Raw genomic sequence first — 24,646 nt, 5'->3', positions numbered from 1 at the left:
GACCCGGCTCCCCCCACTCATCAGGCCAGGGCCCTCACCGGACGCAGCCCCATGGCCTCTTCCGGCAATACCGCTTCGGCCTCGATCTCGACCAGCCATTCCGGCTCGGCGAGGCCACTGACGATCAGCCAGGAGCTGGCCGGCGGCGACTGGGGAAAGCGCGCAAGCAGCGCCCGCATCACGTCCTCCTGGTCGTAGCGGGCGGGCTCGGCGATATAGATCCGCATCATCACCACGTCCGAGAGTTCGCCGCCCAAGGTGCCGAGAATCGCCGCAATGTTGTCCAGCGCGGCGAAGGTCTGACCCTCGAGATCGGGCCCGACCAGACACTCATGGGAATCGACGCCAACCTGTCCCGAGAGATGAACGCGATAGCCTCCCTTGACCATGACGGCCTGGCTGAAACCGTACTGCAGCGTATTCGGCACCCCCCGCGGATTGATGACCTCCCTCTCCACGCCTTTCATGTTTCCCCTCCTTCTGCCATGGGTTGCACTTGCTTCAGGATTCCAAGCCCAGCGGCCTGCCGTGGTGTTGCTCTGTCTCAGCGTCAATGTCCAGCCCCAGAAAACCGCCGGACTGGCGACGCCAGAGCGCGGCGTAGAGCCCATCGCGGGCCAGCAGTTCCTGATGACTCCCACTCTCGACGATTCGACCCTCGTCGATTACCACGAGTCGATCGAGCATGGCGATGGTCGACAGCCGGTGTGCAATAGCGATCACCGTCTTGCCCTCCATCAGGGTGTAGAGCTGCTCCTGGATCGCCGCTTCCACCTCTGAGTCGAGCGCCGACGTGGCTTCATCGAGCACCAGGATCGGCGCATTCTTGAGCAGCACTCGGGCGATGGCGATACGCTGGCGTTGGCCACCGGAAAGCTTGACGCCGCGCTCTCCCACATGGGCGTCCAGGCCGCGACGCCCCTTGAGATCCACCAGATCGTTGATGAAGCTATCGGCATGGGCACGACGCACCGCCTCCTCGACCTCCGCCTCCGTGGCATGGGGGCTGCCGTAACGAATGTTGTCTCGCACCGAGCGGTGCAGCAGCGAGGTGTCCTGGGTGACCATCCCGATCTGGCGTCGCAGCGACTCCTGGGTGACTTCGGCGATGTTTTGACCATCGATCACGATGCGTCCGCCCTCCAGGTCGTAGAAGCGCAGCAGCAGATTGGCCAGGGTCGACTTGCCCGCCCCGGAGCGGCCGATGACGCCAACTCGCTCACCGGGAGCGATGGTCAGGCTCATGCCATCGAAGACCCGAATACCCTCACCATCGGGACGCTCATAGCCGAACTGCAGCGCATCGAAGTGGATCTCCCCACGCGGCACGGTAAGAGTGGCAGCACCGGGCAGGTCCTTCACCGCCGGCTCCCGGGCGATGGTGTTGATGCCGTCCTGCACCGTACCGATGTTCTCGAACAGCCCCGCCACCTCCCACAGGATCCAGTCGGACATGAAGCGGATGCGCATCACCAGGGCGATGGCCACGGCGATGGCACCCAGTGAAATGGCCTGGAAGTACCAGGCACCAATGGCCATGGCCGCGACACTCGTCAGCAGCAGCGAGTTGAGCAGCGTCAGGCATACCGACAGCAGCGTTGCCAGGCGCATCTGGCGATGCACCGTGACCATGAAGCCTTCCATGGCATCGCGGGCATAGGCCTGCTCGCGCCGGGTATCGGCGAACAGCTTGATGGTCTGGATATTGCTGTAGCTATCGACGATACGGCCGGTCATGCGGGCACGGGCATCGGCCTGCTCCATGGAGACCCGGCGCAGCCGCGGCACGAATATCCACATGATCGCGATGTATCCGGCCAGCCAGGCCACCAGGGGCAGCATCAGCCAGGGCTCGGCGATGCCCATGAGCAGCATCGCACCGCCGAAGTAGACGACCACATAGACCAGCAGTCCCAACAGCTTCATTACCGTCTCGCGGATGGCGAGCGCCGTCTGCATCACCTTCTGCGAGACCCGCCCGGCAAACTCGTCCTGGTAGAACGCCATGCTTTGCCCGAGCATGTGCCGATGCGCCAGCCAGCGACCGATCATCGGATAGTTGCCGAAGATCGCCTGATGGGTCAGCAGGGACTGCAGCAATACCAGCAGCGGCAACCCGATCACCACTATTGCCGCCATGGCTCCCAGGCGCCAACCGTGTTCGGCGAAGAACCCCTCACGCTCGGCATCCGACAGCCAATCCACCAGCTCGCCGAGATAGCTGAAAAAGAGCACCTCGGCGGCCGACACCAGTGCCGTGAGCAGCGACATCAGGATCAGCAGCGGCAGCACCGGCCGCGAAAAATGCAGGATGAAGGGCAGGAGCCCCCTCGGAGGCGTCTCGGGCTTACCCGCCGGGTAAGGGTTCACCAGGGTTTCAAAGAAACGGAACATGACATTATCCATCAGCAGAAAATCAGCGGGCCGAGCACTGAGCTCAACCCGGGTGTAGCCTGCAGGTTAAAACCTCAAGCTAAGTAGAGGTCAAGATAAAGAATTTGGAAACAACACAGCCATTTGAAGAGAATTCAAAGTAGAGGCCGCCCCGCCACATGGGAAATCAATAATCGTCATGGAATCCATCACGAAACCTGATGCCAAGAATACTTTGCTTCACAAGCACTTGTTGCAACGTCTGGAGTGTTCCTTGCCAACCTCAGCCCCGCACGTTAAAACAACGAAGGTTACGGCCGCTTGAGCAATGATCAGTCCAGTGGCCATAACCATTTCAAGTACAATCGCAAGAACAATCAGTCGTTAAAGCTATCGTCAATACAATCGTTACAGCAATCATTACAACAGCAGCCAGGCAATGACCGGAGATACAGCAATGCAGTCACACCTGCACCGGGAGCTCAGCGTTGGCGAGGTGGCTGAGCGCAGTGGTCTGGCGGTCTCGGCCATCCACTTCTATGAGACCAAGGGCCTGATCAGCAGTCGCCGCAACGCCGGCAACCAGCGGCGATTCAGCCGCGATGTGCTTCGACGGGTGGCCATCATCAAGGTCGCTCAGCGGACCGGTATCTCGTTGGCCGAGATACGCCAGGCCTTCGAGACGCTTCCCGCATCCCGGGCCCCCACCGCCGCCGACTGGCAGCGCCTTTCCGCCCGCTGGCGACATGCACTCGACGATCGTATTGCCCGGCTGACCCGGCTGCGTGACCAGCTCGATCACTGTATCGGCTGTGGTTGCCTTTCGATGAACGACTGCCCGCTGCGTAATCCGCAGGACGAACTGGCCGATGAAGGAACCGGCCCCCGCCTGCTGGACCCCGATTGATCCTTGATTGATCAGCGGTTGGCTTCCACCCCGTTCCGGTACCGTTTAACGGTCCGATAACACTGCTCCGTGGACCTGCTATCTTCATGGGCAATACATGGAGAGTTCCGTCATGCATGATTCCCTCGTACTCTATACCAACCCCATGTCCCGCGGTCGTATCGCTCGCTGGATACTGGAAGAAGTCGGCGCGCCCTATCGCACTGAACTCATCGACTACGGCCCCGCCATGAAGTCGCCCGACTACCTGGCCATCAACCCGATGGGCAAGGTACCGGCGATTCGCCACGGCACGACTATCGTGACCGAATGCGCGGCTATCTGCGCCTACCTGGCGGATGCCTTCCCCGAGGCCGACCTCGCCCCACCGCTTACCGCACGCGGAGCCTATTATCGTTGGCTATTCTTCGCGGCCGGGCCGCTGGAAGCCGCCACGACCGATCGGGACCTCGGCATGGAGCCCAATACCGAACAGCAGGCTCGGGTCGGGTACGGCAGCATCGAAGCGGTGCTAGAAACGTTGGAACAGGCGGTCAGCGTCAGTGAATACATCGCCGGCGCACACTTCTCGGCAGCCGACGTCTACCTCGGCTCACATATCGGCTGGGGCCTGCAGTTCGGCAGCCTGGAGTCATGCCCCGCCTTCGTCGACTACTGGGCGCGGGTCAGTGACCGCGAAGCGTTTCGGCGCGCCAACGAGCTGGACGATCGGGCCATGTCATCCGTAGCGAAACATCATCCCGCCTGACCGACCAAGCGCGGTACCAGGAGCCTGTCGGATTTGGCCGTTCGGCAGGCTCCTAACCCTCTTCAAAGGGGCGCGCCCAGAGCTCAACAGGCTCATGCCGCCTCAGGATCTCCTCCGCTTCAGGCCGGGTGGTATCGGGCACGATGACCTTGACCTGGTGCGTCTCCCTGTCGAAATAGAGCTTCTCGCGCGGATAGCCCTCGGATACCAGCTCGTCGTAAGCATTGGTGGCCTTCATCAAGTCCCTGTAATCGGCGGTAACAGTCAGTGTCATGACACCCTCCTGGAGCTGAAACGTGAGCAGCACCTTCTGGCGCCGCAACCGGGCACAGGAAAGAACTCTCCCTTGCCTTACTGCCCAGTATAGCCAGATCACCCGATTGGGCAGTGGCGAACAGTGCCGGAGATTGGCAAGACCGACTAACGCCCGACAAGGCGGCTCACGCCACGCTCTCCATCTCCGTGAGCCCCATCAGGAGGAGCATGAAGGCGACGCCCCAGCCACCACCCCAGAGGTGGGCGCTATGATTGATATTGTCGCCACCGCGCCGCTGGGCGCGAAACGAATAGAGGACATAGAGGACGGCAAAAGCAATCGCCGGCACCGGCACGAAGAAGACGAACAGCAGCGACCAGGGCCGCAGCAGGATATAGGCGAACAGCATTGCCGATACAGCCCCCGACGCCCCCAGGCTGTAAAAACGCGTGTCGTGCCGATGGCGCAGGTGGGTCGGCAGGATTGCCACCAATAGTCCGGAGAGATAGAACAGGATGAAGCCCGCCGAACCGATGTGCGGGGTGAGTACCAGCTCCATCACGGTGCCGAAGAAATAGAGAGTGATCATGTTGAAGAGCAAGTGCGTACTGTCGGCGTGGATGAAACCATGGCCAAGCAGTCGCCACCATTGGCCGCGGGACACACCCGGCGGCCAATAGATCAGCGCATCGAAGAGTCGCGGCCACATCCAGGCCAGCACGCTCACCGTCGTCGTCACCACGACCAGGACCAGCGTCATGCCCATGGCCAGGCCTGCCGGTCAGAAAGATGAATGGACCTTCGCCTCGCACGCAATTGCCTCAGCTCCCCGGACGCTCCTTGAGCTGCCAATCGTTATCGGTGATCGGCACGCCCCCAGTGGGCGTCACCTGAACGGTATCGCTGATACCGATGCCCCACTCCCCCGGTACTCGCAGACAGAGCGGCAGGTGGAAGACCATGCCTGCCTCGAACTCCCGCTGCTGGCCACGGGCGATATAGCCGCTGCCTTCGACCCAGCTGGGCGGGAACTGTGCTCCCACGGCATAGCCGAAGACACCCGAGAAAAACACCCGGTCAACCTGGGGTGCCAGCACCGACTCCGCGGACCTCGCGGCATCGTCGAAGGTGTTGCCCGGCCGCATGGCCGCGCTCAGTGCCTCGAACAGTGCGCGGCAGACATCGCGCATGGCCTGCATCTCCCCGCTGGCACGCCCTGCCACCGCAGTCCGCATCATAGGCGCCGTGTAACGACGGAAAGAAGCGCCGAACTCAAGAAACACCGGCTCATCCGGCTCGATCCGGTGACGCTGGTGGTTCATGTGGATCACACTGATACGCCGCCCGGTGGTGACGATGGGCTGCATGCTCATGAATTCACTACCCGCCGCCAGCAGCGCACGGGCGCCTTCCGCCGCGACATCGTTGTCGGTCATGCCCGGTGCAATGACCTCGATGGCGGCAGCCAGCCCCCGCGAGGTGATCCGCGCACTCTCGCGCAGACAGGCCAGCTCCGCCTCGCTCTTGACGATGCGGATGCGGTCCAGCAGCTCACCGCCGCCATCCTGAAATCGCTCGGCCCCCAGGCGCTGCTGCAGAGGACCGATGATGCCGTGGCGCAGGGTGGGGCTGAAGGGATCCAGGCCGACGGCCGCAAAGCCCGATAGCGTCTCGGCCAGGGGCTCGAGCACCTCCTCGATACCCTCCCAGCGATAGCCCAGCAGCTCGTCAACCCGGGCCGTGACCACCGCCGGGCCGGTCTCGATGGAGGGGACCTGCAACACCAGGCGATCCGCCGAAAATACCAGACAGGTATGCACCGATACCTCGAAGGTGTTGTAACCGGTGAGGTAGTAGATGTCGGCAGGATCGGTGACCAGCAGGGCATCCAGTCCGCTGTCCGCCATCGCGGCGCGGACTCGCCCCTGTCGCGCATCGTACTCGGCTTCGGGGAAGGCCAGTTCGGCAGCCTGCAGGTGGGCTGCCAAGGCATGACGGTACTGATGATGGTCCATGAGAGGTGGGCTCCAGGCAGAGTAGGATGCAACTCACCCCGACAGTGTAGCCATGACTCGCGTCATGCCACCCCGCTTCCCCAAGAAATAACACTGTTCCATGCCGGAACGGTTTCGTAGAATTCCGCTTCATGTCAGACGCAACAGGACAACGTTATGGGCAGGGCCTTTCAGAACCGCAAGGAATCCATGGCCAAGACGGCCGCCGCCAAGACCAAGGTGTACAGTAAATACGGGCGTGAGATCTACGTGGTCGCCAAGGCCGGGGGTGTAGACCCTTCCGCCAACCTGAGCCTGCGCGGGCTTCTCGAACGCGCCAAGAAGGACCAGGTGCCGTCGCACGTGATCGACAAGGCGCTGGACAAGGCCAGCGGCGTGGGCGGCGAGGACTTCTCGCCGGCACGCTATGAGGGTTTCGGGCCGGGCAACTGCATGGTCATCGTCGAGTGCCTGACCGACAACCCGAACCGCACCTTCGGTGACGTTCGGGCTTGTTTCAACAAGGCCAAGAGCAAGCTCGGCACCCCCGGCACCGTCAGCCACATGTTCGACCACTGCGCGATTCTCGCCTTCAGCGGCGACGACGAGGAAGCCACCCTCGAGGCGCTGATGGAAGCCGACGTGGACGTCACCGACATCGAAAGCGAGGACGGCCACATCACCGTCTTTGCACCGCATACCGAATATGCCAAGGCCAAGCAGGCCCTGCTCGACGCCTTTGGTGAGCTCGACTTCGAGATCGACGAGATCCAGTTCGTGCCCCAGACCACCACGCCGGTCGAAGGCGACGACGTCGCCATGTTCGAGAAGCTGCTCGATACGCTCAATGACCTGGACGACGTTCAGAACGTGTTCCATAACGCCGACGTTCAAACGAACAGCTGATACGAACAGTTGATACGAACCAGAGCTGACGTCGGCCTGGCAGGCAGTTCCGTCAGTTCCGTCGCAGGCCGGCCAGCTCCTCCAGGAAGGCGTCGATGCCATCGGAGTACTCGGGTTCGCTGTCGAGGAACCCGGTGTTGTGGCCTCCTCGAATCACCAGCAGCTCCTTGGGATCATTGGCCGCCTCGAAGACCGCCTCGCCCTGGGAGAAGGGGATGATCTCATCCTCACGGCTGTGGATCGCCAGCAGCGGAGCCGTGAACCGGGTCACAGAGGTCTCGGTATCGTATTCCAGGTTTGCCAGCCAGCGTACCGGCAGGAACGGGTACAGGCTCTGGCCCAGCGACGGTACCGAGCGGAAGGGTGACTCCAGGACCACCGCAGCCGGGCTCACGTCGGGCGCCAGCCCGGCGGCCAGTTCCGCCGCCACGGCCGCCCCCAGCGAGCGCCCGAACAGTACGATCTCCTCGGCCGGAACCTCGGCCTCCGCGACCAGCCAACGCCAGCTGGCCCGGGCATCCCTGGCCGTGCCGGCTTCAGACGGACTGCCTTCGCTGCGGCCATAGCCCCGATAGTCGACGATCAGCACCGACAGGCCGAGCCGGTTGAACTGGCGAATCGAATCCAGGCGATGAGAGATATTGCCGGCATTGCCATGAAAGAACAGCAGGCTGCCACGCGCTTCATCGGCCGGTATCCACCAGGCATCCAGCGTCAACCCATCTTCTGTCTCGAGATCGACCGGCTCCCACGCCATGCCACGGTCCGCCGGCGTTCCGACGTGCTCCCGCCCCATGTGCGGCAGGTAGAGCAGGCGATCCTGGAAGAACCACGCCAGTGCCACCACGATGGCATAGATCGCCGCCAGCGAAACGAGGATACGCAGCATTCATTAGCCTCCCTGACCGGCCCAATGCGCTAGCTCGTGCATGTCACCACGACCATGGCAACCCGCAGCGGCCTTTGCAAGGCGGCCCGAGACGCGACCCGCTACTGCCCAAGAAAGGCGCGGTACGCGTCCCAGGTATCCTCGACCGCCGCGGCCTGGAAGCGCTCACCATGCTCGATCCGCGACAGTGACGGGTCCGAGCCCATACGACCATCGGGGAAGCGACGACGAAACTCGTCGGCATCGCACTGGGCGCTGCCCGAGGGCGCAATACGGGGTGACATGGCGACATCCTTGACCGCCTCGGGGCGAGCGAACCAGGAGAGCGACACCTCTGATGCCGTGGCATGGCCCCCTTCCGCATCACCGTAGAGCGACTGGGCCAGCTCACGCACCCGCGGGCCGGCGAACCAGTTGTTCAAGGCGAGATGGAGCGCACCTGACGACTGGCCATCACTACGCAGACTTCGCTCGGAGTAGATCTCGGCGAAGGCCGCGTTGACGGTGGCGATATTGCCGCCATGTCCATTAAGAAAGAAAACATGGGTGAAGCCATGACGTACCAGGGAAGTCACGGTATCGTGCAGCACCGCGATCAAGGTGCTGGGGCGCAGGCTGATGCTACCGGGAAAAGCCAGGTGGTGCTGCGCCATGCCGATGCTCTGAGTCGGCCCCACCAGCACATCGTGGCGCGCTCCCAGCTCCCAGGCAACGCTCTCGGGGCAGATCGCATCGGTGCCAAGCAGGCCATTGGGGCCGTGCTGCTCGGTGGAGCCGATGGGAATGATGATCCCGCTGGCGCGTTGCAGGTAGTCTTCCACTTCCTGCCAGGTGGCGTGCTGCAGCTTCATGTCTGTCTCCTTGGGCTGTCTGCAACCCAGTGTCGACAATTATGACTGCCACCGCCACCAACGCTTGCCTGCCACCCTCCCCCGGCGACTTCTCCCCCCTGCTCAGGCCGGGCTCGTCGGCCCCCTCAGCCAGGGGATGCGCCGCCGAATCGACGCCACCACCCGGCGCATGGCAATGAGGCGAATGCCATAAGCCAGGGCCAGCCCGGTGACGATAGAAAACAGCATTCCCAATCCGACACGAAACATCAATGCCGTGAAGAAGGCAGTGAGGACTGCCGTGACTATCTCTTCCAGGTGTCCCTGGATCCACTCTCTCTGTTCTTGCCTGATCATGGTACGAACTGCCTGTATCCGGTCATGGTGTATAGGGCTTAGCCGGGAGTGTTGTCGCATCCCATCACGCCACCCTTCGCCCAGCTCTCGCCGTCCACCTCGCTGAAGAAAAGCTGAACGCTTTCCGGTTTCACGTCATAGACCTCGGTAAAGGCCTCGGTGATACGGCGCGCCAGCTCACGCTTCTGCTCCAGGTCACGGGGAAACTGCTGAATAGTCACGATGGGCATCGTCGGCTCCTGCGGAAACAAAGCCTTGTATACTCAGCCGAAACACGCCTTTTCGCAACCATCAAGGACTGCGGCACGGCAGCAGCCGTCGTTCCCGTCGGCAACGGAACAATGGGCAACCGCTCGTTATTCAAAAATTCACCGGCTCAGCGCGTGTGGAGATACTCCATGCGCGCCCATAGGCTACCCTGCAGCAGGTCACACCCCTGCTGGCGCAGGAAATCCGCCTGCTGTCGGGTGCTGATGCCATTAGCCACGACCTCGATGTCCAATGCATGCGCCATGCCGATGACAGCACGAATGATGGCCTGGTGGCGGGGATTGTCGAGGCATTCGTGAATGAACAGCTCGCTGAGTTTCAGTGTACCGACGGGCAAACGGCTCAGGTGGCCAAGAACCGTGTATCCGCTGCCGAAACCATCCACGGACAGGCGCACCCCCTTTGCCTTGAGCTGTTCGAATAGCGTCACAGCACCATGGATGTCTTGCATCAGACCACCCTCCGTCACCTCGATCTCCAGCAGTTCAGGGGGCAGTCCGCTCCTGCCAAGTGCCAAATCGACCCGCTCGAGAAAGCCACCATCGAGCAGGCCTGCGATCGAGACATGCACCACGACCCTCAGTCCGACTCCTACCTCGAACCAGGAACTCGCATGTTGGCAGGCGTTCTCCAGAACCCACAGGCAGATATCGGCTAGCTGGCCATTATCCGCGGCCGCAGCCATCCAGCGCTCCGGCTCCAGGCCCCCGAAGCGGGCCGAGCGCCAGCGGGGCAGCGCCGAGACCGCCACGACCTGGCCGCTTCGCGCACAGAGCATCGGTCGGTAAAGCAACTCCAGCTCACCTCGATCAAGCGCCCCTTGAAACGCCGATCGCAAGGCACAATAGTCGAAATCATCATCCAGCAGCTCCGGCGTAAAGAGCTGGTACCGGCGCCGACCGAGACGCTGGGCCTGGCATCGGGCCAGGTTGGCATGACGCATCAGCTCATTGACCGTACGGCCGTGATCAGGGAAGAGACTGGCACCGATGCAACAGCTGGCAAGCACCGTCTGCCCAGCCAGTTCGATGGGTTGCCCGGCCCTGTCAAGCAGACGCTCGACGATAGCCGAGACCTCTTCTGGGTGCCGAATGCCGGGTACCACCACAAGGATCTCGTCACTTCCGAGGCGGCTGACTATTTCGCCATCGACCAGGCAGTGCCGGATGCGCCGGGCTATCCGCTGCAGATAGATATCGCCCAATTCCAAGCCCAGCGAGTGGTTGACCTCCTTCAACTGGTCCACATCGATATGCAGAACAGCCACCCTATCCCCCTCGGCGGCGGCGGCAATCTGCATCTCCAGCTGCTGTGCCCCGACCTTGCGAGTCGTCAGGCCGGTAAGCTCATCGTGGCAGGCAGGGGCGGACACCATCGGGACATGCGGCTGAAATCGAGGGCTGGGCTGCTGCATGAGAAATCCGTTCTCCTGTGCATGATCAGCAAAAGCATTCGATCCTTTTATATTAGGGTTGCACAACAAAGTGGCTCACCCTCTTAAATCGGATCACTCTTATGATTGTTTCACGTAGGATTTACGTGTTTTGTTACGATACCGCTCCTCAATATCACGCTCTGAACAAGAGCGTCAAACACTGCCTGCTACCATCGGATTTAACGAATACTTTAATTAACAAACCCAGCATTTCGAATGTGAAATGAAAACAGTGTAAAAAAAACAAAAGCACTATTTTTGCAGGCGCCACGCTCCCTTTTTTCATCATTACGAAGCATTGGGTTACATGCTGCCATGACAACTCTACCATTAAACTTCTAGGGTAATGGTAGCAGGAATTGTTTCATAAGGAGAGAAAGATGCCAGCCAAGTCCCAGGCCCAGCAAATGGCGGCCGGCGCCGCGCTTTCCGCCAAGCGCGGGGAAAAGAGAGTCAGCGAACTCGATGGCGCCGCGAAGCAGATGTATGAATCAATGGATGAGCAGGAGCTGGAAAAAATGGCGTCGGCCAAGCGGAAGAACAAGCCGAAGCACAATACCAAGTCCTGAGCTTGGGCCAAGACCTGAGCGTGAAACTAGTTCTGAGCATCGATTGAAGACCTGAGCGAAGCGTATTGCCTGGCCCAGGATACTTCAGCAGCCCTCCCCGGGTGTCAGTCGCTTGGGGAGGGCGTGGGTGGCGACTCAGTCCTCCTCGTCACCCTGCTCGTTGCGGGCCAGCATTGCCAGATGCTCATCCTGCTCTTCCCGGGCATCTTCGATCACCGCCAGCAGATCATCGACATCCACTGCAGTGGTGTCGTAGGCAAAACAGCCGGTCAACCGGCTCTCGGGATGCAGCTCACCCGCCTCATAAAGCGCCCAGATCTCCTTGCCGTAGTCGGTATTGAGCAGCTCCGGCGCGTAGCGCCCGAAGTAGGCGCGCATGTTGTTGACGTCCCGCTCCAGCATCATTTCGGCGCTGTTGTTGCCGGCGGCATCCACCGCCTGTGGCAGATCGATGATCACCGGGCCGTCGGTCGCCAGCAGCACATTGAACTCGGAGAGGTCGCCATGAATCAGGCCCGCGCACAGCATACGCACCACGTCGCCGATGACCTTGGCATAATAGGTACGGGCCTGTTCGGCGGTAAGGGTGACGTCGTCCAGGCGCGGAGCGGCAAAGCCCTCGGCGTCGGTGATCATCTCCATCAGCAGCACGCCGTCGACGAAGCCGAACGGCTTGGGCACCCTCACCTCCGCCGCCGCAAGCCGATAGAGCGCATCCACCTCGGCATTCAGCCAGGCCTGCTCCTGCTCCTTCTGCCCATAGCGGGTCTTCTTGGCCATCGCCCGGCCCTGGCGGCTGTTGCGCACCTTGCGGCCTTCCTGATACTGCACGGCCTGCTTGAAGCTGCGCTGCTTGGCCTCCTTGAAGACCTTGGCGCAGCGAAGTTCACCGCCGGCACGCACCACATAGACCTGAGCTTCCTTGCCGCTCATCAACTGGGCGACGACTTCGTCGACCATGCCGTCTTCAACCAGCGGTTGTAATCGCTTGGGTATTTTCATATCACCACTTTGGCCTATCGCCTTACGAGCGTATCGCCCTGCTGCATGTCAGCGGCTGACGCGCCGGGCGCGAAACGAACGCCCCTTGAGTTTTCCCGCGCTCAACTGCGCAAGCGCCGCCTTGGCGACCTCGCGCTGCACGGCCACATAGGCGCTGCGCTCCAGCACCTTGATCTTGCCAACCTGGTCACCCCGGATACCGCCATCCCCGGTCAGGGCACCCAGGATATCCCCCGGACGCACCTTCTGCTTCTTGCCCCCGTCGAGCTGCAGCGTGGCCATGGGCGGTGCCATGGGCTCACCTGACAGGGCTCGGCGGGAGGGCAGCGCCTCCATCACCAGCTGTTGCTCGAGAAACGCGCCGAGCCGCTCCAGACGGTAGGCTTCCTGCTCGCTGACCAGGGTGCAGGCCACACCGGAACTGCCCGCCCTCCCGGTACGGCCCACCCGATGCACATGCACCTCGAGTTCACGAGCGATACGGTAATTGAACACCGCATCCAGGGCGTCGATATCCAGCCCACGGGCCGCCACGTCGGTGGCGACCAGTATCGACGCGCTCTTGTTGGCGAATAGTATCAGCAGTCGATCGCGGTCGCGCTGTTCCAGGTCGCCATGGAGCGCCAGGGCGCTGAAACCAGCCTGGTCCAGGCCCTCGGCCACCTCGTCGGTCTCTCGCTTGGTATTGCAGAACACCACGGAGGATTGGGGCCGGTGATGCAACAGCAGCAGGCGCAGCGCCTCGAAGCGCTCCGACTCGTCTCCCAGCCGGTAGAAATGCTCGCGAATGCTGGTTTCGTCATGGGTCTCGCTCACCGCCACGTTCACCGGGTCACGCAGGAACCCCTCGGCGATGGCACGAACCCCCTCCGCGCCCTCGCCCTGCAATCCGGTGGCGCTGAACATCAGTGTCTGCCGACTCGTTGGCGTCTCGCCGATGATCGCCTCCAGCGCGGCCTGGAACCCCATGTCGAGCATGCGATCGGCTTCGTCGAGCACCAGGGTGTCCAGTGTTGCCAGGTTCAGCGAGCCCTTGCGCAGGTGCTCCTCGACCCGCCCCGGCGTGCCGACCACAACATGGGCCCCGTGGGCGAGCGAATTGAGCTGCGGTCCCAGGGGCGCCCCGCCGCATAGAGTCAGCACCTTGATATTGGGCAGCGCCCGCGCGAGACGGCGGATCTCACCGGCCACCTGGTCGGCCAGCTCCCGGGTGGGACACAGCACCAGCGCCTGGACGCTGAAGCTCGATACCGTAAGCCGCGTGAGCAATCCCAGGCCGAAGGCCGCCGTCTTGCCCGAACCTGTCTTCGCCTGGGCGACGACATCTCGCCCCGCCAGCATCGCTGGCAGGCTGGCAGCCTGGATCGGCGTCATGGTGTGATAGCCAAGAGACCCCAGGTTGCCAAGCAGCTCCGGCGGCAGCGAAAGCGACGCGAAGGCGGCCTCGCCAGGAGAGTCGGAGTCGGGAACGGAATCGGACACTGCAGTCATCCTGAAAAATGAGTGGGAGCCTGAGGAACAAGCGAAGGCGAGAGCCGCGAAGCAAGGGCCGTGAGGGTCGTAATCGAAGGCGCACAGAATAGCAGAAAGCGTCAAGAAATGCCGTCATGCCACCGGCATTCGCGATGCGACCGCATACTGCACTGTGCGTTCACAGCGCCAACCTGCAGCAATGGATCGCCACCATGTAGCGCTTTACGTCTCATGGCCCCGGCGATTGACGCTGGTCAGCCCCTCAGCGAGAGGCACGGTGCCAGCATGCCTTACCGGCGGCCTTGGCACGGTAAAGTGCCTCGTCTGCCCGCCGGTAGACATGGTCCGCGTCAACACCACTGCCGGGTTCTACCAGATAGAGCCCGGCGGAAACGGTAACGCTATCACAGGGTCCGTCGGGCGCCGGTTCCCCGAGCTCCTCGATGACTGATAGCAGGCGGGAGGTCATCTCCTCGGCCTGGGCTTCGTCCTCGCTGCGAAAGATGATGCCGAACTCCTCACCGCCCAGACGCAGCAGGATATCCTCCTGACGACTGAACACCTCCCGTATCGCACTGGCCAGCCGCTTGAGCAGAGCATCTCCCTGCGGATGCCCGTACCGGTCGTTGTAGGCCTTGAAGCCATCGATATCCAACACCAGGAAGGCCAGTTGACGATCATCACAATCGCGGCGCCGCAGCTCACGCTCCAGGTCTTCGATAAAAGAGCGGCGGTTGTGAAGCCCCGTCAGCGAATCGCGGTTGGCTTGAATCGAAAGCTGTTCACCGACGGCACGCAGACGTGCCAAGACCTGCTGACGATGATGTACGTACAGCGCCACGACCACGGCCTGGAACGACATCCCCGCAGTGAGGGTCAAGGCCCCATCGAGCAGCATGGTGCTATCGCGTAGCTCGGGTCCTGCTCCCAGCGCCAGGGCAATATTGAGACCGGCGGTCATCAATAGCGTGCCGGCAACTCCCTTGCGTATGTCACCGAGCAGCAGGAATGCCATGGCCGGGTAGATCAACGGCAGCGACATGGCCAGGGGATTATCGGCCCGGAGAATGGGCAACCCCAGCAGGCTGACGAAGAGAAAGGCGTGGGCCACATGAGTGACTGTTGCAATCGAGCCTCCCCGGCGCAGACCGATGATGACGCCGACAGAGACCAACAGGCCAGCGACATGAAACACCATGCGCCAAAGCGAGGCTTCCAGCACACCGAGCAGCGTCAGCGACAGGAAAACCCCCCAGACGATGATGCTGGCCGCTCCAGCCAGGTTAAGAAGAGTAATGCGAAGATAGTGCGGGCAATCCTCGCAGGTGCGCCCGCCGGACGTCATCAGGTCTCGCCAGTATGCCGCCGCCGCGCTTCTCGACCCAGGCGTCCCGTCCCCTTCCTGGCGACTCGTGACACTGTCCGTCCTCTCCATGCTTCACGCCTCTTTGTGAAGTTTGTCGCCACGATCAATCTGCCTAGCAAAGGCTCATCATACTTCGATTTAATCGTCCGGCTTTACATAATGCAACAACTGGTGACCTTCACCCTGGTTTAGGTCCGGCTCCAATATAAGAATCCACCCCTTCATGCACATTGTTGGGAATAGGCCACGGGGGGCAAATAGCCCTGCCGCCGACTCGCGAGTGATGGGGCTATGCTGATATAACGCAGCAGTGACACGTCTCACCCACCAGCAGGAGAGCGCCCATGGCCGACACCACATCCCGGTTGGATGCCATCAAGGAAGGAATCAGGAAGCTGGCAAACCTGGCGGGAGTCGAACAGGCCGAAGCGGCACGCCAGCTTGCGGCCAAGTTGAGCGCCGATGTCGACGCGTTGGCGCCTGAAATCACAGCACAGCCGCCGGCACCACCCCGCCCGGGAAAGGGGCCTGCCATCACGCCTCTCCATGGAGAGATCCGCTGCCCGGTCTGTGCGCTGCGTTCCTTTACCTACCAAAAGGGCACGATGCGTGAGTCGGCGGATGCCATTACCGGTTTCGAAGCGTTCTATCACTGCCTGAGCTGCGGCCACCAGGCATGGCACGAAGCGGCTCTCGACTGAGTCTGCTATACCCCGTTGCGGGCCAGATGGAGCGCTACCGCAGCCATCATCAGCCCGATCACCCCATCGATGAGGCGCCAGGCCAGGGGGCGAGAGAGCCATGGCGACAGCATCGCACCGCCCCAGGCCAGCAGGCTGAACCACAGGATTGATGCAGTGCTGGCGCCGGCCACGAAGGTCGTCGCACTCTCCTGCTGGGCGCCGATGGCAGGTATCAGCAGCAGGGTATCCAGGTAGACCTGCGGGTTGAGAATCGTCACCGCCAGGGTGGCGAAGAGCACATGCTTCAGGCTGCGCCCACCTTCCTTCGAGGCCGCCAGCGCCTCTCGACCGGTAGCGGCTCGATAGAACGCCTGGGCGGCGAGCCATGAGAGAAACGCCACGCCCAACCAGCGCATCGCCTCCATGGCATTCGGCATGGTCAACAGGATGGCGCTGACACCGAACATGCCTGCCGTCAGCAATACCACGTCGGTCCCCATGCAGAGCCCGGCCGACCACCAGTGATGCTCTCGCCTGACCGCCAGGCCCAGTACATAGGCATTCTGGGCGCCAATGGCGATGATGATCCCGCCACAAACAATCAGCCCGGTGAGATAACTCTCCAGCATCGCCTGTCCTCCTCAATTAATGCTCGGAATATCCGGCTCGAATGCGGCAAGCATAAAGACGAAACGATATACTGAAAAATCATACTGCTAATCATGCATCAGTTTTTCTAATAGCGAGTACCTAGCATAGCGAGAACCCCATGCTGGACTACAAACTGCTTCAGGCCCTGGCCACGGTCATCGAGTGCGGCGGGTTCGAACGAGCCGGTGACGCCATGGGCCTTTCGCAATCGGCGGTTTCCCAGCGCATCAAGTCGCTTGAGGTCCGCCTGGGTCAGCCGGTACTGATCCGCCACCCCGAACTTCACCCCACCCCCGCCGGCCAGCGGCTACTCAATCACTACCAGCAGGTGCAGCTGCTCGAACGAGACCTGCGCACCACCCTGCCGACGCTGGAGGAGTCCGCTCCCAGACTACGCATTGCGATCAACGCCGACAGCCTGGTGACCTGGTGGGCCGACGCCGTGGGCGAGCTATGCCGAACGGAAGGCCTGTTGCTCGACCTGGTGGTCGAGGATCAGGACGTGGGGCTCAAGCGACTGCGTGACGGCGACGTCGCCGCCTGCCTGTGCGCCAGCCCCCAGCCCATTGCCGGGGCCCGCTGCATCCCCCTGGGCGAGATGGCCTACCATCCCCTGGCCACGTCGGACTATATCGCCCGCCACTTCCCCCACGGCCCGTCCGCCGACGCCTTCGCCCGGGCTCCCGCCATCGTCTTCGGCCCCCATGATCAGCTTCAGCATCGCTTCCTGGCCCAATGCGGCTATCACGGCAGCTTTCCCTATCACCTGTGCCCCTCTTCGGAAGGTTTCGTGCGCCTGGCGCTTGCCGGCATGGGCTACGGCATGATCCCGCGAATGATGCAGGCAGACGCCCTGATGGCTGAAAGCAAACTGGCCAGCATTGCACCAGGTGAGTCGCTGTCGGTACCACTCTACTGGCATTTCTGGCGCCATAGCGGCGCGTTACTGGAACGTCTGACCCACGCGCTTGCCGAGGTTAGTCTGAAATAGTGATGCTGCATGGCGGGCACCGGGTTCGCCAGATCCCGGCCGGCTATCTAGACTGCCTGCACTGCAAAGCGATTGCAGCGCCGTAGCCGAACATGCGAAGGAGTACGCCAATGCAGTCACGCTATTTCACCATCACGGACTATCCGCAAGGCACGCCGCAACGCGAGCTATTCGAGCTGCACAGCACCGAACTGCCTCCGTTGCAGGATGGCGAAGTGAGAATTCGCAACACCTGGCTGTCGGTTGACCCCTATATGCGCGGCCGGATGAGCGGGGTGAAGACCTATATCGATCCATTCGAACTCAATGAGCCGCTGGAGGGTGCGGCTGTGGGTGAGGTCATCGAGTCGCGGGACGCCCGCTTCAAGCAGGGCGACAAGGTTCGCCACATGGCCGGCTGGCGGGATATCGCGCAGCTGAAGGCCGACATCATCGAACCGCTGCCGGAAATAGAGGTACCCGAAGAAGCCTATCTGGGGGTTCTCGGCATGCCGGGCATGACCGCCTGGTCCGGCCTCAATCTAATCGCCAAGATCCGTGAAGGCGACAATGTCCTGGTCAGTGCCGCCAGCGGTGCCGTGGGCTCGCTGGCGGTCCAACTGGCCAAGGCCAGGGGAGGCACCGTGGTGGGCATCGCCGGTGCTCCGGAAAAGCTCGCCTGGCTGGAGTCGATCGGTATCACCGCCGTCAGCTACCGCGACAAGGATGCTCAGCAACTGAGTGCCGACCTCAAGGAGGCCTGCCCCGCCGGCTTTGACGTCTACTACGAAAATGTGGGCGGCATCTGCCTGGAAGCGGCGCTGAACAACCTGCGCGTTGGTGCGCGCATAGCGGTGTGCGGCCTGATTGCCGACTACAACGCCGAGAAGCCCAGCACCGCCCCCGGCAACCTCGCCATGATCCTGATCCGCCGGATCCGCATGCAGGGCTTCATCATCTTCGACCACTGGACCGAGTATCCGCATTTCCTTGAGGAAGTAGGCCCGCTGGTCACCAAGGGCGAGATCGACTATGAACAGACGGTCGAGGAGGGCCTGGAGCGCACGCCAGACGCCTTTTTGAAGCTCTTCGAAGGGGCCAACAAGGGCAAGATGCTGGTGCGCCTTCAGCGATAACTGCGTGAAAGGCGCCCCGCCCGTGATGGGCTAGTCGTGATATCGCGCCAGCGCCTCCGCACAGCCCATTCCCACATCCTCGCCGCCGCCTGGGTCGATCCATGGCAGGACCGCCAGCGGCGGCGCAACCAGGGCGCCAAGTGCAGATAGCACGCCTCGTGTGAGCAGCTCAGGGGTCACTACCTCCACCTCCAGGTTGCTCAGCGGCCCCTCCAGCTTGACCGGCGTATTGGCCGTGAACAGCGTGACGTCCCTGTTGTGCCCTTCGAATGCCATGTCCACCTCCTCGGTGGCAAGGCTCATCGCGCCGGCGCCGACGAAATGAGCGATTTCGGTGGCCATGAAGAAATTCTCCAGGGTAACCAGACCATCATCGGCCCGGAAGTGAGCATAACTGCACTCCAGTTGAACCTGCTCTTCCTCACCGGCAAGTGCCAGCACCAGCGCATTGGCAACATTCAGCGGCATCAGCTCGGCAGCAATGATATCCATCCAGCCTTGGGACATGGCCAGCTCCAGCTCGCCATCCAGCCCGGCCATGAGCTCGGCCATCGAGCGGCCGCGAAAAGAGAAGTCACCGTGCCCGCCGATCAGGCCCAGGGTGTCCTCAGCCACATCGGGAAGCCCCGCCTCATCAAGCAGCGCGGCGAGATTCACTTGGGTTATCTCCAGCTGCAGCTCGCCAACGATCTCCGCCTGGTGTGCGTCCAGGACCCAGGCCACATAGACCTGCCCACCACCCAACCCCACCCGCAGCGGCAAGACGGTCATGACCCCCTGTTCCAGCTCCAGGTCGAGAGAGAGATCATTGAGCGGGGCGTACCGGGAGTGAATCGCTTCGGCCCGGTAGTCGAGCACGACATCGGTAGCCCGCAGTGCCTCCAGGTTCCACTCTCTGTCGGGAAACACCCGTCGATGTCCCTCCACATCCTCGATCCAGGGCTCCTGCTCCGAAGTCGCCTCAGCTTCCGGCCCGTTTTCCGGTTCGATACCCAACAGCTCATCCACATCGACCCGCTCGGAAGTGAGCGTGGCCCACACCTGGTTGCGCTCACCAAGATGCAAACGCACGTCACCTGCCACATCGCTGTCTCCGATGCGCCCTTCCATGCCCTCCAGGTTGAGGAGATCACTGCTGTAGCGTAGATAGCCGGCCACTTCATAGGGGGGCAGGTCCGGAAGACCAATGTCGATCAACTCGTTCAGCTCTGCCGGCGTGGGGCCAGCTAGCCGGGCATCCCCTTCCAACGACTCCAGCTCGAAAGGCCTGACCACACTGCCATTGAGGTGAAGCCGGGTGTCACCGGTATTCAGCTCACCGCTCACCGGATAGGGCGTCTCGTCGACAGCCAGGCCAAGCAGTGGTCCCACGATTAGGTCATAGCCAAACGGTGTCTGGTCGTAGGTGCCATCACCAACCAGGTGAACGCCGGGGGTGTCGCCCCCCTCCACCGAGTCGGCCCGAAGGGAGAGGGCCAGATCCCACTGGGGGGCGAGATAGTCCAATGCGGTATTTTCGAACCGCAAGCCTCCCTCTGCCACGGTCAGGTTGAGTCGACCAGACAGGATGCCCACTTCGCCAAGGCCCAACGGCGCCAGCGCCACGTCGAGATTGAGCTGGTCGAGCTGCGCTGACACCTCCGCCGCCAGCCGCTGATCCCGCTCTTCAGCCCAGCCCTCCAGGGACAGCCGCCCCTGCTGGCCTCGCGCCTCCTCCTGCAGCGCATGAAAATGCGTAACGATGAGCCGCGGCCCCTCGACACTCCCTTCCAGCGCAACGTCATGCAATACCTGGTCATCATGGATCAGCCGATCGAAAGCCAGATCAAATCTGGCGTCATACCCATCGAGCCCCTTCAGTGATTCGGCCAGATCCCGGTCCCAGTCCTGCCCCGGCCCCAGGTCATTCCATGCCGAATCGTCGGCCGCGGTCTGGTCCAGCAGCTCCCAGCGATTCAGGTCCAGCTCATCGGCGTAAATACGGGTCTCGATGTGCGTCACGTCGCGGCCGAAATCCACTGCCAGGTCGCCCGTGAGATCCAGTTCATCAATGCGTCCCTGCGCATCATCGAGCGTAAGGACGTTATCGCTGTAGCGCAGAAAGGCTTCCAGCCAGTAGGGAGGCAGTGTTGGCAGTTCGGCACCGAAGAAAGCCGCGAACTCCTCGGGCGTGGGACCCTCGAGGCGAGCGTGCCCTTCAATTGCCTCGAGCTCGAAGGGTCGCACCAGTCGCCCGTCCATCTGCAGCAGGGTGTCTCCCGTGCTCACCCTCCCGATAAGCGGGTAGTTAGGCGACTCCTCGGCGAGATCGACTGGCCCCACCGTCAGGTCGTACTCGACCGGCCGTCCCTCATAGGAGCCACTCCCGGCCAATCGTACCGCCGCCCTGTCAGCATGTTCGACCGCGCGCGCCTCGGCCCGTAGCTCAAGCGCCAGCCCCCAGGCCGGTGCGCGATAGTCCAGGAAGGTATCCTCCAGCAGCAGCGCCCCTTCACGCAGCAAGGCATTGACCCTGCCGTCGATGATGCCCAGCTCGCCCAGGCCCAGTGGCGCCAGCGCTGCGCTCAGGTCAAAGCGTTCGAACTGCACCGCCACGTCTGCTACCGGTCGTTCCTCATGGAGTCCGACCCGGCCCTCCGCGACGAACTTCCGCGGCGACGCGTCATCCCCCAGCTGCTGCAGGGCCTGTAGTTGCTCGATGACGACACTTTCCTCATTGGCCCAACCCTGAAGAATCAATTCGTAAAGGGCCTGATCGCCGTAGCGAAGCTCCTCCACCGCAATGTCGAGGTTCGCTTCGTACTCCTCCAGCATCGCCAAAACCTCGGCCAGCTCCCGCTCCCATACAGGTCCGGGAAAGGGAATATCCGCCTCATCGACCCAGCGCTCCAGGTCCAGCTCTAACATATCGAGACGTGCCTCGAGGGAAAGCACAGCCAGGTCGAGGTCCAGTTCAAGGGCACCGGAGAAGAGGTCGCTACCGACCCGTCCCTGCATGGACTCGACGTGAAGGTAATCTTCCTCCCGGAGATAATGCACCAACCCTTGATACTCCAGCTCGTCTTCCCTGAAGCGGCCATCGCCCCACACCTCCAGGCTCAGCCCCTCGGTTATCTCGGCTCCCGGCGTCTGAAAGACGGCATCGAGCTGTAGATCCAGGGCAGCATCGCGGTAGACCAGGTGCCCCTGGCCGATACTGAACTCCCCGGGCCAAAGAGGCTCATCCTCCTCTCTCTCCTGCTCCGGATCACCGCCATCGAAGAGCTCATCCCAGTTGCTTGAACCATCCTCCCGACGGATCAGGTGCAATACGGGCTGGTCGATGGCGATGCGGTCCAGCTCCAGCCTACCCTGCAGCAAGGCGAGAACATTCAAGGTAATCGACAGCTCGTACATGCGTGCCAGCGGCTCCGCTTCAGCCCACTCGGCACTGGCGATGCGCACCTCCTCGAGCTGCAGCGTGATCGGCGTTCCCCAGCCGATGCCATGGTCGACGATTTCGACTTCACGGCCGAGCTGCTGGCTGGCCTGCCGCTCCAGCCATGCGCGCATCCACGATGATTCCAGCAGCAGCACGACCGCTACCACCAGCATCAGCACTACGCCTAAAAGCGCAACACCTGTTATTCGGGCCGCCCTGTTCACATTTCCATCCCTGGCCTCGCCGATACCCTTAACCATGGACAGAGAAGCGGCAACAGTCCAACCGGGACGGCAAGGAGATCATATGCCAGCGGCCGCGGCAGGTGGTTCTCGGTATCACGAGCCAGGCACCTTGACAGTCTGACCGTTACAAAAAGAGCAGGTCCGGCAGTTACAAAAAGAATGCTGCATTGCAGCAATAAAGCGCCTAGGCTGGTTTATGAAGTCCCTTAAGGAGGGCCGCATGATGAATATCGCAACGCAGAAAAACCAGCCATACGAAGCCGAAGTGCTTCAGTTCTGGGCCACTCAGGCACAGCTACAGCAAACCGCCTTCGATGCCCTGGCCGACTACTTGTCAATGGCAAGCACAGCCCCCCTGGCTTGCGCTCAGGCTGCCACAGGCCGCCACACTCACTAGCACTCAGGCAGGCGCCGATTGAGCGGCGCCTTCCAGTATCAGGGCAGGCCGTGCTCGGAAACTGCCACCATGGTGGTGTTTCCGAATCTTTGCAGTTTATTGACGGCTTAAAGGGTATATAGTGACAACGTACTACCATTCTCATGTGGAGCAGAAAACACGATCGACCAATTTTCCAAGCCAGCCCGGAGGTTTCATATGAAAATCTATAAACCTGAGTGGCAATGCACGTTTAGCGTATATGAAGGCGTGGAAGAAGCGTCAAGCTGGAAAGAGCGTATCGCTTGGCGACTGCGACAGCTCGCAGATAAGCTGGATGGCAGCGGAAGGACGATCAAGATCGACTGCAACGTAACACCCCATGTGAGTCGCCAGGACATCGATACCTGCCTGGGAAAAGGCTTCGAAGTCACCCAGGGCCTACTCACTCAGCTCGCACAACAAGCAGCCTGTGAAGACGTCATGCGTGACGCAAAGGCCGAGCTGTACAAGGAAGATTACCCTTCCTGAGGTTGACGTTCTGGTTGCTACCACACCCTATTAGGCCCCTGGCCCAATAGGGTGTTTTCGTATCGGGTTGCCCTCGGCCGGCAATACGGCTACCATCCTGCCGGCAACCCCTGTTAACGTCGGCGATCTTGTACCATATGGAAACCCACCGGTGACATATGGATACCGATTCCCGGTGGGCAACACATGCCTGGGGGCTGGCTTGAGACGAGTGCGAGGCTAGTGCAGCATGAGCCACGCGTCCTCAATCACTGATCATGGCGCCTGAGCGTGGGATACGGTCATGCGGCGCGATGCAGTAGTCACGAGGTGAAACATGGCGACACAAACTCGCCTGATTTTGACCGTTGGTCTGATAGGCCTGCTGATGATTTCCAAGGCAGCGGCCCATGAGACGACGGAGCTGATCGATGAGGGCATCGCATCCTTCTACAGCGACCGCTTCCAGGGTCAAACCACCGCCAGCGGTGAGCCCTTCGACCAGCAGGCCCTGACCGCAGCCCACCCGAGCCTGCCATTCGGCACCGAGGTTGTGGTAACCCGCCCGGACAACGGGCGCGAGGTCACAGTCCTGATCAACGACCGCGGCCCATTCGTTCAGGGACGCATCATCGACCTTTCGAAGCGCGCCGCCCGGGAACTGGGCATGATCAACCGGGGAACCGCACCGGTGCTCATTACCTCCGTCGAGTGAAGGTGTCTTCACGCCAACATCACTAAAGCACATCTCCCGGCTTCTACTTTTCCTCAACCTAGCGCTTGCTGAGGCCGGCCGGGCCAGCAGTGCCTGACGCCTGCACGACTCCCGTGAAAACATCCCCGCCCACGCAGGCGGTCGCCGCCAATCTCTCTCGCCCACTCCACAGCAGTCGCATTATAGCGACACAGCAAGCCCTTGATTTACAGGAATAGTTTTATTACCCCGCTATAACTGTCGGTGATCAGCAACAGATCGGAGCCTTCAGGAAGCCTCTATCGGTCAACCTGAAGTCCTCATTAAAAAAAACCTTCAATAACAATTTGTTTTTTATGACTATTATTTTTTATGGCACCTTTATCGCATTACCTTACCAGTAGCAAGATGATCGGGGAAATCAGGTAGCACACCATGACCAACCCGTTCAGGAGGCCCTTGCCCAGGCAAGGAAGGATGCAGCCAAGGAAAGATCGCCAGGGAATGGTGCATACGGGATGTATCCCGGCAAGGAGGCCTCCCCCCTATTCTCAGCTGCCCGTCACGTCGGCTCGCTGACGGTCA

General features: G+C 61.6%; 25 protein-coding genes. 10 read left to right on the top strand and 15 right to left on the bottom strand.

Features of this window, described 5'->3' with window-relative positions:
* Positions 1-20 precede the first annotated feature (20 nt).
* Complete coding sequence (locus KZO25_RS05300) at positions 21-467, bottom strand: RidA family protein (protein ID WP_223136167.1); 447 nt, start codon at positions 465-467, stop codon at positions 21-23.
* A 34-nt stretch (positions 468-501) separates the two neighbouring features.
* Positions 502-2,394 (bottom strand): ABC transporter ATP-binding protein, encoded by a 1,893-nt coding sequence (locus KZO25_RS05295; RefSeq protein ID WP_223136166.1) that lies wholly within the window; start codon positions 2,392-2,394, stop codon positions 502-504.
* A 436-nt stretch (positions 2,395-2,830) separates the two neighbouring features.
* Here KZO25_RS05295 and soxR point away from each other — a divergent pair, with 436 nt between their 5' ends.
* Positions 2,831-3,280 (top strand): redox-sensitive transcriptional activator SoxR, encoded by a 450-nt coding sequence (soxR, locus tag KZO25_RS05290; RefSeq protein ID WP_223136165.1) that lies wholly within the window; start codon positions 2,831-2,833, stop codon positions 3,278-3,280.
* A gap of 112 nt (positions 3,281-3,392) precedes the next feature.
* Positions 3,393-4,028 carry a glutathione S-transferase family protein gene (locus KZO25_RS05285; protein WP_066451571.1) on the top strand — a complete coding sequence of 212 codons (636 nt, stop codon included), beginning with the start codon at positions 3,393-3,395 and terminating at the stop codon, positions 4,026-4,028.
* Between the two features lie 52 nt (positions 4,029-4,080).
* Here the strand turns inward: KZO25_RS05285 and KZO25_RS05280 are convergent, their stop codons facing one another.
* From KZO25_RS05280 to KZO25_RS05270, 3 genes are all read right to left on the bottom strand, one after another.
* Entirely contained in the window at positions 4,081-4,302 is a 222-nt protein-coding gene (locus KZO25_RS05280) for a hypothetical protein (protein ID WP_066452407.1), read from the bottom strand.
* A gap of 166 nt (positions 4,303-4,468) precedes the next feature.
* The gene (locus KZO25_RS05275) at positions 4,469-5,050 is read right to left on the bottom strand and encodes a rhomboid family intramembrane serine protease (RefSeq protein ID WP_201025335.1); all 582 of its coding nucleotides are present in this window, start codon (positions 5,048-5,050) and stop codon (positions 4,469-4,471) included.
* A 55-nt stretch (positions 5,051-5,105) separates the two neighbouring features.
* Positions 5,106-6,299: a M24 family metallopeptidase gene (locus KZO25_RS05270; RefSeq protein WP_223136164.1), complete on the bottom strand. Its 1,194-nt coding sequence runs from the start codon at positions 6,297-6,299 to the stop codon at positions 5,106-5,108.
* A gap of 156 nt (positions 6,300-6,455) precedes the next feature.
* Between KZO25_RS05270 and KZO25_RS05265 the strand changes: the two genes are divergently transcribed.
* Entirely contained in the window at positions 6,456-7,184 is a 729-nt protein-coding gene (locus KZO25_RS05265; protein WP_066451566.1) for a YebC/PmpR family DNA-binding transcriptional regulator, read from the top strand.
* 52 nt (positions 7,185-7,236) lie between these two features.
* Here the strand turns inward: KZO25_RS05265 and KZO25_RS05260 are convergent, their stop codons facing one another.
* From KZO25_RS05260 to KZO25_RS05240, 5 genes are all read right to left on the bottom strand, one after another.
* Complete coding sequence (locus tag KZO25_RS05260) at positions 7,237-8,073, bottom strand: alpha/beta hydrolase (protein ID WP_223136163.1); 837 nt, start codon at positions 8,071-8,073, stop codon at positions 7,237-7,239.
* A 101-nt stretch (positions 8,074-8,174) separates the two neighbouring features.
* Positions 8,175-8,924: a creatininase family protein gene (locus tag KZO25_RS05255; RefSeq protein ID WP_223136162.1), complete on the bottom strand. Its 750-nt coding sequence runs from the start codon at positions 8,922-8,924 to the stop codon at positions 8,175-8,177.
* A gap of 102 nt (positions 8,925-9,026) precedes the next feature.
* Positions 9,027-9,260, bottom strand: a complete 234-nt coding sequence (locus tag KZO25_RS05250) for a hypothetical protein (RefSeq protein ID WP_066451555.1) — start codon at positions 9,258-9,260, stop codon at positions 9,027-9,029.
* 38 nt (positions 9,261-9,298) lie between these two features.
* The gene (locus KZO25_RS05245; protein ID WP_066451554.1) at positions 9,299-9,490 is read right to left on the bottom strand and encodes a tautomerase family protein; all 192 of its coding nucleotides are present in this window, start codon (positions 9,488-9,490) and stop codon (positions 9,299-9,301) included.
* Between the two features lie 146 nt (positions 9,491-9,636).
* Complete coding sequence (locus tag KZO25_RS05240; RefSeq protein WP_223136161.1) at positions 9,637-10,944, bottom strand: putative bifunctional diguanylate cyclase/phosphodiesterase; 1,308 nt, start codon at positions 10,942-10,944, stop codon at positions 9,637-9,639.
* 401 nt (positions 10,945-11,345) lie between these two features.
* Between KZO25_RS05240 and KZO25_RS05235 the strand changes: the two genes are divergently transcribed.
* Positions 11,346-11,534 (top strand): DUF3008 family protein, encoded by a 189-nt coding sequence (locus KZO25_RS05235; protein ID WP_223136160.1) that lies wholly within the window; start codon positions 11,346-11,348, stop codon positions 11,532-11,534.
* Between the two features lie 135 nt (positions 11,535-11,669).
* On the opposite strand, the gene KZO25_RS05230 is transcribed toward KZO25_RS05235, so the two are convergent.
* From KZO25_RS05230 to KZO25_RS05220, 3 genes are all read right to left on the bottom strand, one after another.
* Complete coding sequence (locus tag KZO25_RS05230) at positions 11,670-12,536, bottom strand: PA4780 family RIO1-like protein kinase (protein ID WP_066451550.1); 867 nt, start codon at positions 12,534-12,536, stop codon at positions 11,670-11,672.
* A gap of 48 nt (positions 12,537-12,584) precedes the next feature.
* Positions 12,585-14,027, bottom strand: coding sequence for an ATP-dependent RNA helicase DbpA (dbpA, locus tag KZO25_RS05225; protein WP_223136159.1), 1,443 nt, complete (start codon positions 14,025-14,027; stop codon positions 12,585-12,587).
* Positions 14,028-14,271: 244 nt separating this feature from the next.
* A complete protein-coding gene (locus tag KZO25_RS05220; RefSeq protein ID WP_223136158.1) occupies positions 14,272-15,354 on the bottom strand; it encodes a sensor domain-containing diguanylate cyclase in 1,083 nt (360 codons plus the stop codon).
* A 365-nt stretch (positions 15,355-15,719) separates the two neighbouring features.
* Between KZO25_RS05220 and KZO25_RS05215 the strand changes: the two genes are divergently transcribed.
* Entirely contained in the window at positions 15,720-16,076 is a 357-nt protein-coding gene (locus tag KZO25_RS05215) for a hypothetical protein (protein WP_223136157.1), read from the top strand.
* Between the two features lie 5 nt (positions 16,077-16,081).
* Here the strand turns inward: KZO25_RS05215 and KZO25_RS05210 are convergent, their stop codons facing one another.
* Positions 16,082-16,687: a LysE/ArgO family amino acid transporter gene (locus tag KZO25_RS05210; protein ID WP_223136156.1), complete on the bottom strand. Its 606-nt coding sequence runs from the start codon at positions 16,685-16,687 to the stop codon at positions 16,082-16,084.
* A 140-nt stretch (positions 16,688-16,827) separates the two neighbouring features.
* Between KZO25_RS05210 and KZO25_RS05205 the strand changes: the two genes are divergently transcribed.
* Positions 16,828-17,700 (top strand): LysR family transcriptional regulator ArgP, encoded by an 873-nt coding sequence (locus tag KZO25_RS05205; protein ID WP_223136155.1) that lies wholly within the window; start codon positions 16,828-16,830, stop codon positions 17,698-17,700.
* A 110-nt stretch (positions 17,701-17,810) separates the two neighbouring features.
* Positions 17,811-18,815 carry an NADP-dependent oxidoreductase gene (locus KZO25_RS05200; RefSeq protein ID WP_223136154.1) on the top strand — a complete coding sequence of 335 codons (1,005 nt, stop codon included), beginning with the start codon at positions 17,811-17,813 and terminating at the stop codon, positions 18,813-18,815.
* A gap of 30 nt (positions 18,816-18,845) precedes the next feature.
* Here KZO25_RS05200 and KZO25_RS05195 read toward each other — a convergent pair whose 3' ends face one another.
* The gene (locus KZO25_RS05195) at positions 18,846-22,496 is read right to left on the bottom strand and encodes an AsmA family protein (protein WP_262488855.1); all 3,651 of its coding nucleotides are present in this window, start codon (positions 22,494-22,496) and stop codon (positions 18,846-18,848) included.
* Between the two features lie 205 nt (positions 22,497-22,701).
* Between KZO25_RS05195 and KZO25_RS05190 the strand changes: the two genes are divergently transcribed.
* From KZO25_RS05190 to KZO25_RS05180, 3 genes are all read left to right on the top strand, one after another.
* Positions 22,702-22,878, top strand: a complete 177-nt coding sequence (locus tag KZO25_RS05190; protein ID WP_223136152.1) for a hypothetical protein — start codon at positions 22,702-22,704, stop codon at positions 22,876-22,878.
* Between the two features lie 198 nt (positions 22,879-23,076).
* The gene (locus KZO25_RS05185; protein ID WP_066451533.1) at positions 23,077-23,388 is read left to right on the top strand and encodes a hypothetical protein; all 312 of its coding nucleotides are present in this window, start codon (positions 23,077-23,079) and stop codon (positions 23,386-23,388) included.
* Between the two features lie 367 nt (positions 23,389-23,755).
* The gene (locus KZO25_RS05180) at positions 23,756-24,082 is read left to right on the top strand and encodes a septal ring lytic transglycosylase RlpA family protein (protein WP_066452405.1); all 327 of its coding nucleotides are present in this window, start codon (positions 23,756-23,758) and stop codon (positions 24,080-24,082) included.
* Positions 24,083-24,646 lie beyond the last annotated feature (564 nt).

The sequence above is a fragment of the Halomonas sp. ANAO-440 genome (assembly GCF_019915905.1).
Classification (GTDB): Bacteria; Pseudomonadota; Gammaproteobacteria; order Pseudomonadales; family Halomonadaceae; genus Halomonas; species Halomonas chromatireducens.
This window is presented reverse-complemented; position numbering and strand designations above follow the sequence as displayed.

Bases quoted from the DNA above. Each gene is read 5' to 3' on its own strand.
- dbpA (WP_223136159.1), bottom strand. From the start codon at position 14,027: ATGACTGCAGTGTCCGATTCCGTTCCCGACTCCGACTCTCCTGGCGAG.
- KZO25_RS05210 (WP_223136156.1), bottom strand. From the start codon at position 16,687: ATGCTGGAGAGTTATCTCACCGGGCTGATTGTTTGTGGCGGGATCATC.
- KZO25_RS05255 (WP_223136162.1), bottom strand. From the start codon at position 8,924: ATGAAGCTGCAGCACGCCACCTGGCAGGAAGTGGAAGACTACCTGCAA.
- KZO25_RS05240 (WP_223136161.1), bottom strand. From the start codon at position 10,944: ATGCAGCAGCCCAGCCCTCGATTTCAGCCGCATGTCCCGATGGTGTCC.
- KZO25_RS05200 (WP_223136154.1), top strand. From the start codon at position 17,811: ATGCAGTCACGCTATTTCACCATCACGGACTATCCGCAAGGCACGCCG.
- KZO25_RS05270 (WP_223136164.1), bottom strand. From the start codon at position 6,299: ATGGACCATCATCAGTACCGTCATGCCTTGGCAGCCCACCTGCAGGCT.
- KZO25_RS05180 (WP_066452405.1), top strand. From the start codon at position 23,756: ATGATTTCCAAGGCAGCGGCCCATGAGACGACGGAGCTGATCGATGAG.
- KZO25_RS05280 (WP_066452407.1), bottom strand. From the start codon at position 4,302: ATGACACTGACTGTTACCGCCGATTACAGGGACTTGATGAAGGCCACC.
- KZO25_RS05285 (WP_066451571.1), top strand. From the start codon at position 3,393: ATGCATGATTCCCTCGTACTCTATACCAACCCCATGTCCCGCGGTCGT.
- KZO25_RS05205 (WP_223136155.1), top strand. From the start codon at position 16,828: ATGCTGGACTACAAACTGCTTCAGGCCCTGGCCACGGTCATCGAGTGC.
- KZO25_RS05230 (WP_066451550.1), bottom strand. From the start codon at position 12,536: ATGAAAATACCCAAGCGATTACAACCGCTGGTTGAAGACGGCATGGTC.
- KZO25_RS05245 (WP_066451554.1), bottom strand. From the start codon at position 9,490: ATGCCCATCGTGACTATTCAGCAGTTTCCCCGTGACCTGGAGCAGAAG.
- KZO25_RS05295 (WP_223136166.1), bottom strand. From the start codon at position 2,394: ATGTTCCGTTTCTTTGAAACCCTGGTGAACCCTTACCCGGCGGGTAAG.
- KZO25_RS05220 (WP_223136158.1), bottom strand. From the start codon at position 15,354: ATGACGTCCGGCGGGCGCACCTGCGAGGATTGCCCGCACTATCTTCGC.
- soxR (WP_223136165.1), top strand. From the start codon at position 2,831: ATGCAGTCACACCTGCACCGGGAGCTCAGCGTTGGCGAGGTGGCTGAG.
- KZO25_RS05275 (WP_201025335.1), bottom strand. From the start codon at position 5,050: ATGGGCATGACGCTGGTCCTGGTCGTGGTGACGACGACGGTGAGCGTG.
- KZO25_RS05265 (WP_066451566.1), top strand. From the start codon at position 6,456: ATGGGCAGGGCCTTTCAGAACCGCAAGGAATCCATGGCCAAGACGGCC.
- KZO25_RS05235 (WP_223136160.1), top strand. From the start codon at position 11,346: ATGCCAGCCAAGTCCCAGGCCCAGCAAATGGCGGCCGGCGCCGCGCTT.
- KZO25_RS05195 (WP_262488855.1), bottom strand. From the start codon at position 22,496: ATGGTTAAGGGTATCGGCGAGGCCAGGGATGGAAATGTGAACAGGGCG.
- KZO25_RS05215 (WP_223136157.1), top strand. From the start codon at position 15,720: ATGGCCGACACCACATCCCGGTTGGATGCCATCAAGGAAGGAATCAGG.
- KZO25_RS05185 (WP_066451533.1), top strand. From the start codon at position 23,077: ATGAAAATCTATAAACCTGAGTGGCAATGCACGTTTAGCGTATATGAA.
- KZO25_RS05300 (WP_223136167.1), bottom strand. From the start codon at position 467: ATGAAAGGCGTGGAGAGGGAGGTCATCAATCCGCGGGGGGTGCCGAAT.
- KZO25_RS05260 (WP_223136163.1), bottom strand. From the start codon at position 8,073: ATGCTGCGTATCCTCGTTTCGCTGGCGGCGATCTATGCCATCGTGGTG.
- KZO25_RS05250 (WP_066451555.1), bottom strand. From the start codon at position 9,260: ATGATCAGGCAAGAACAGAGAGAGTGGATCCAGGGACACCTGGAAGAG.
- KZO25_RS05190 (WP_223136152.1), top strand. From the start codon at position 22,702: ATGATGAATATCGCAACGCAGAAAAACCAGCCATACGAAGCCGAAGTG.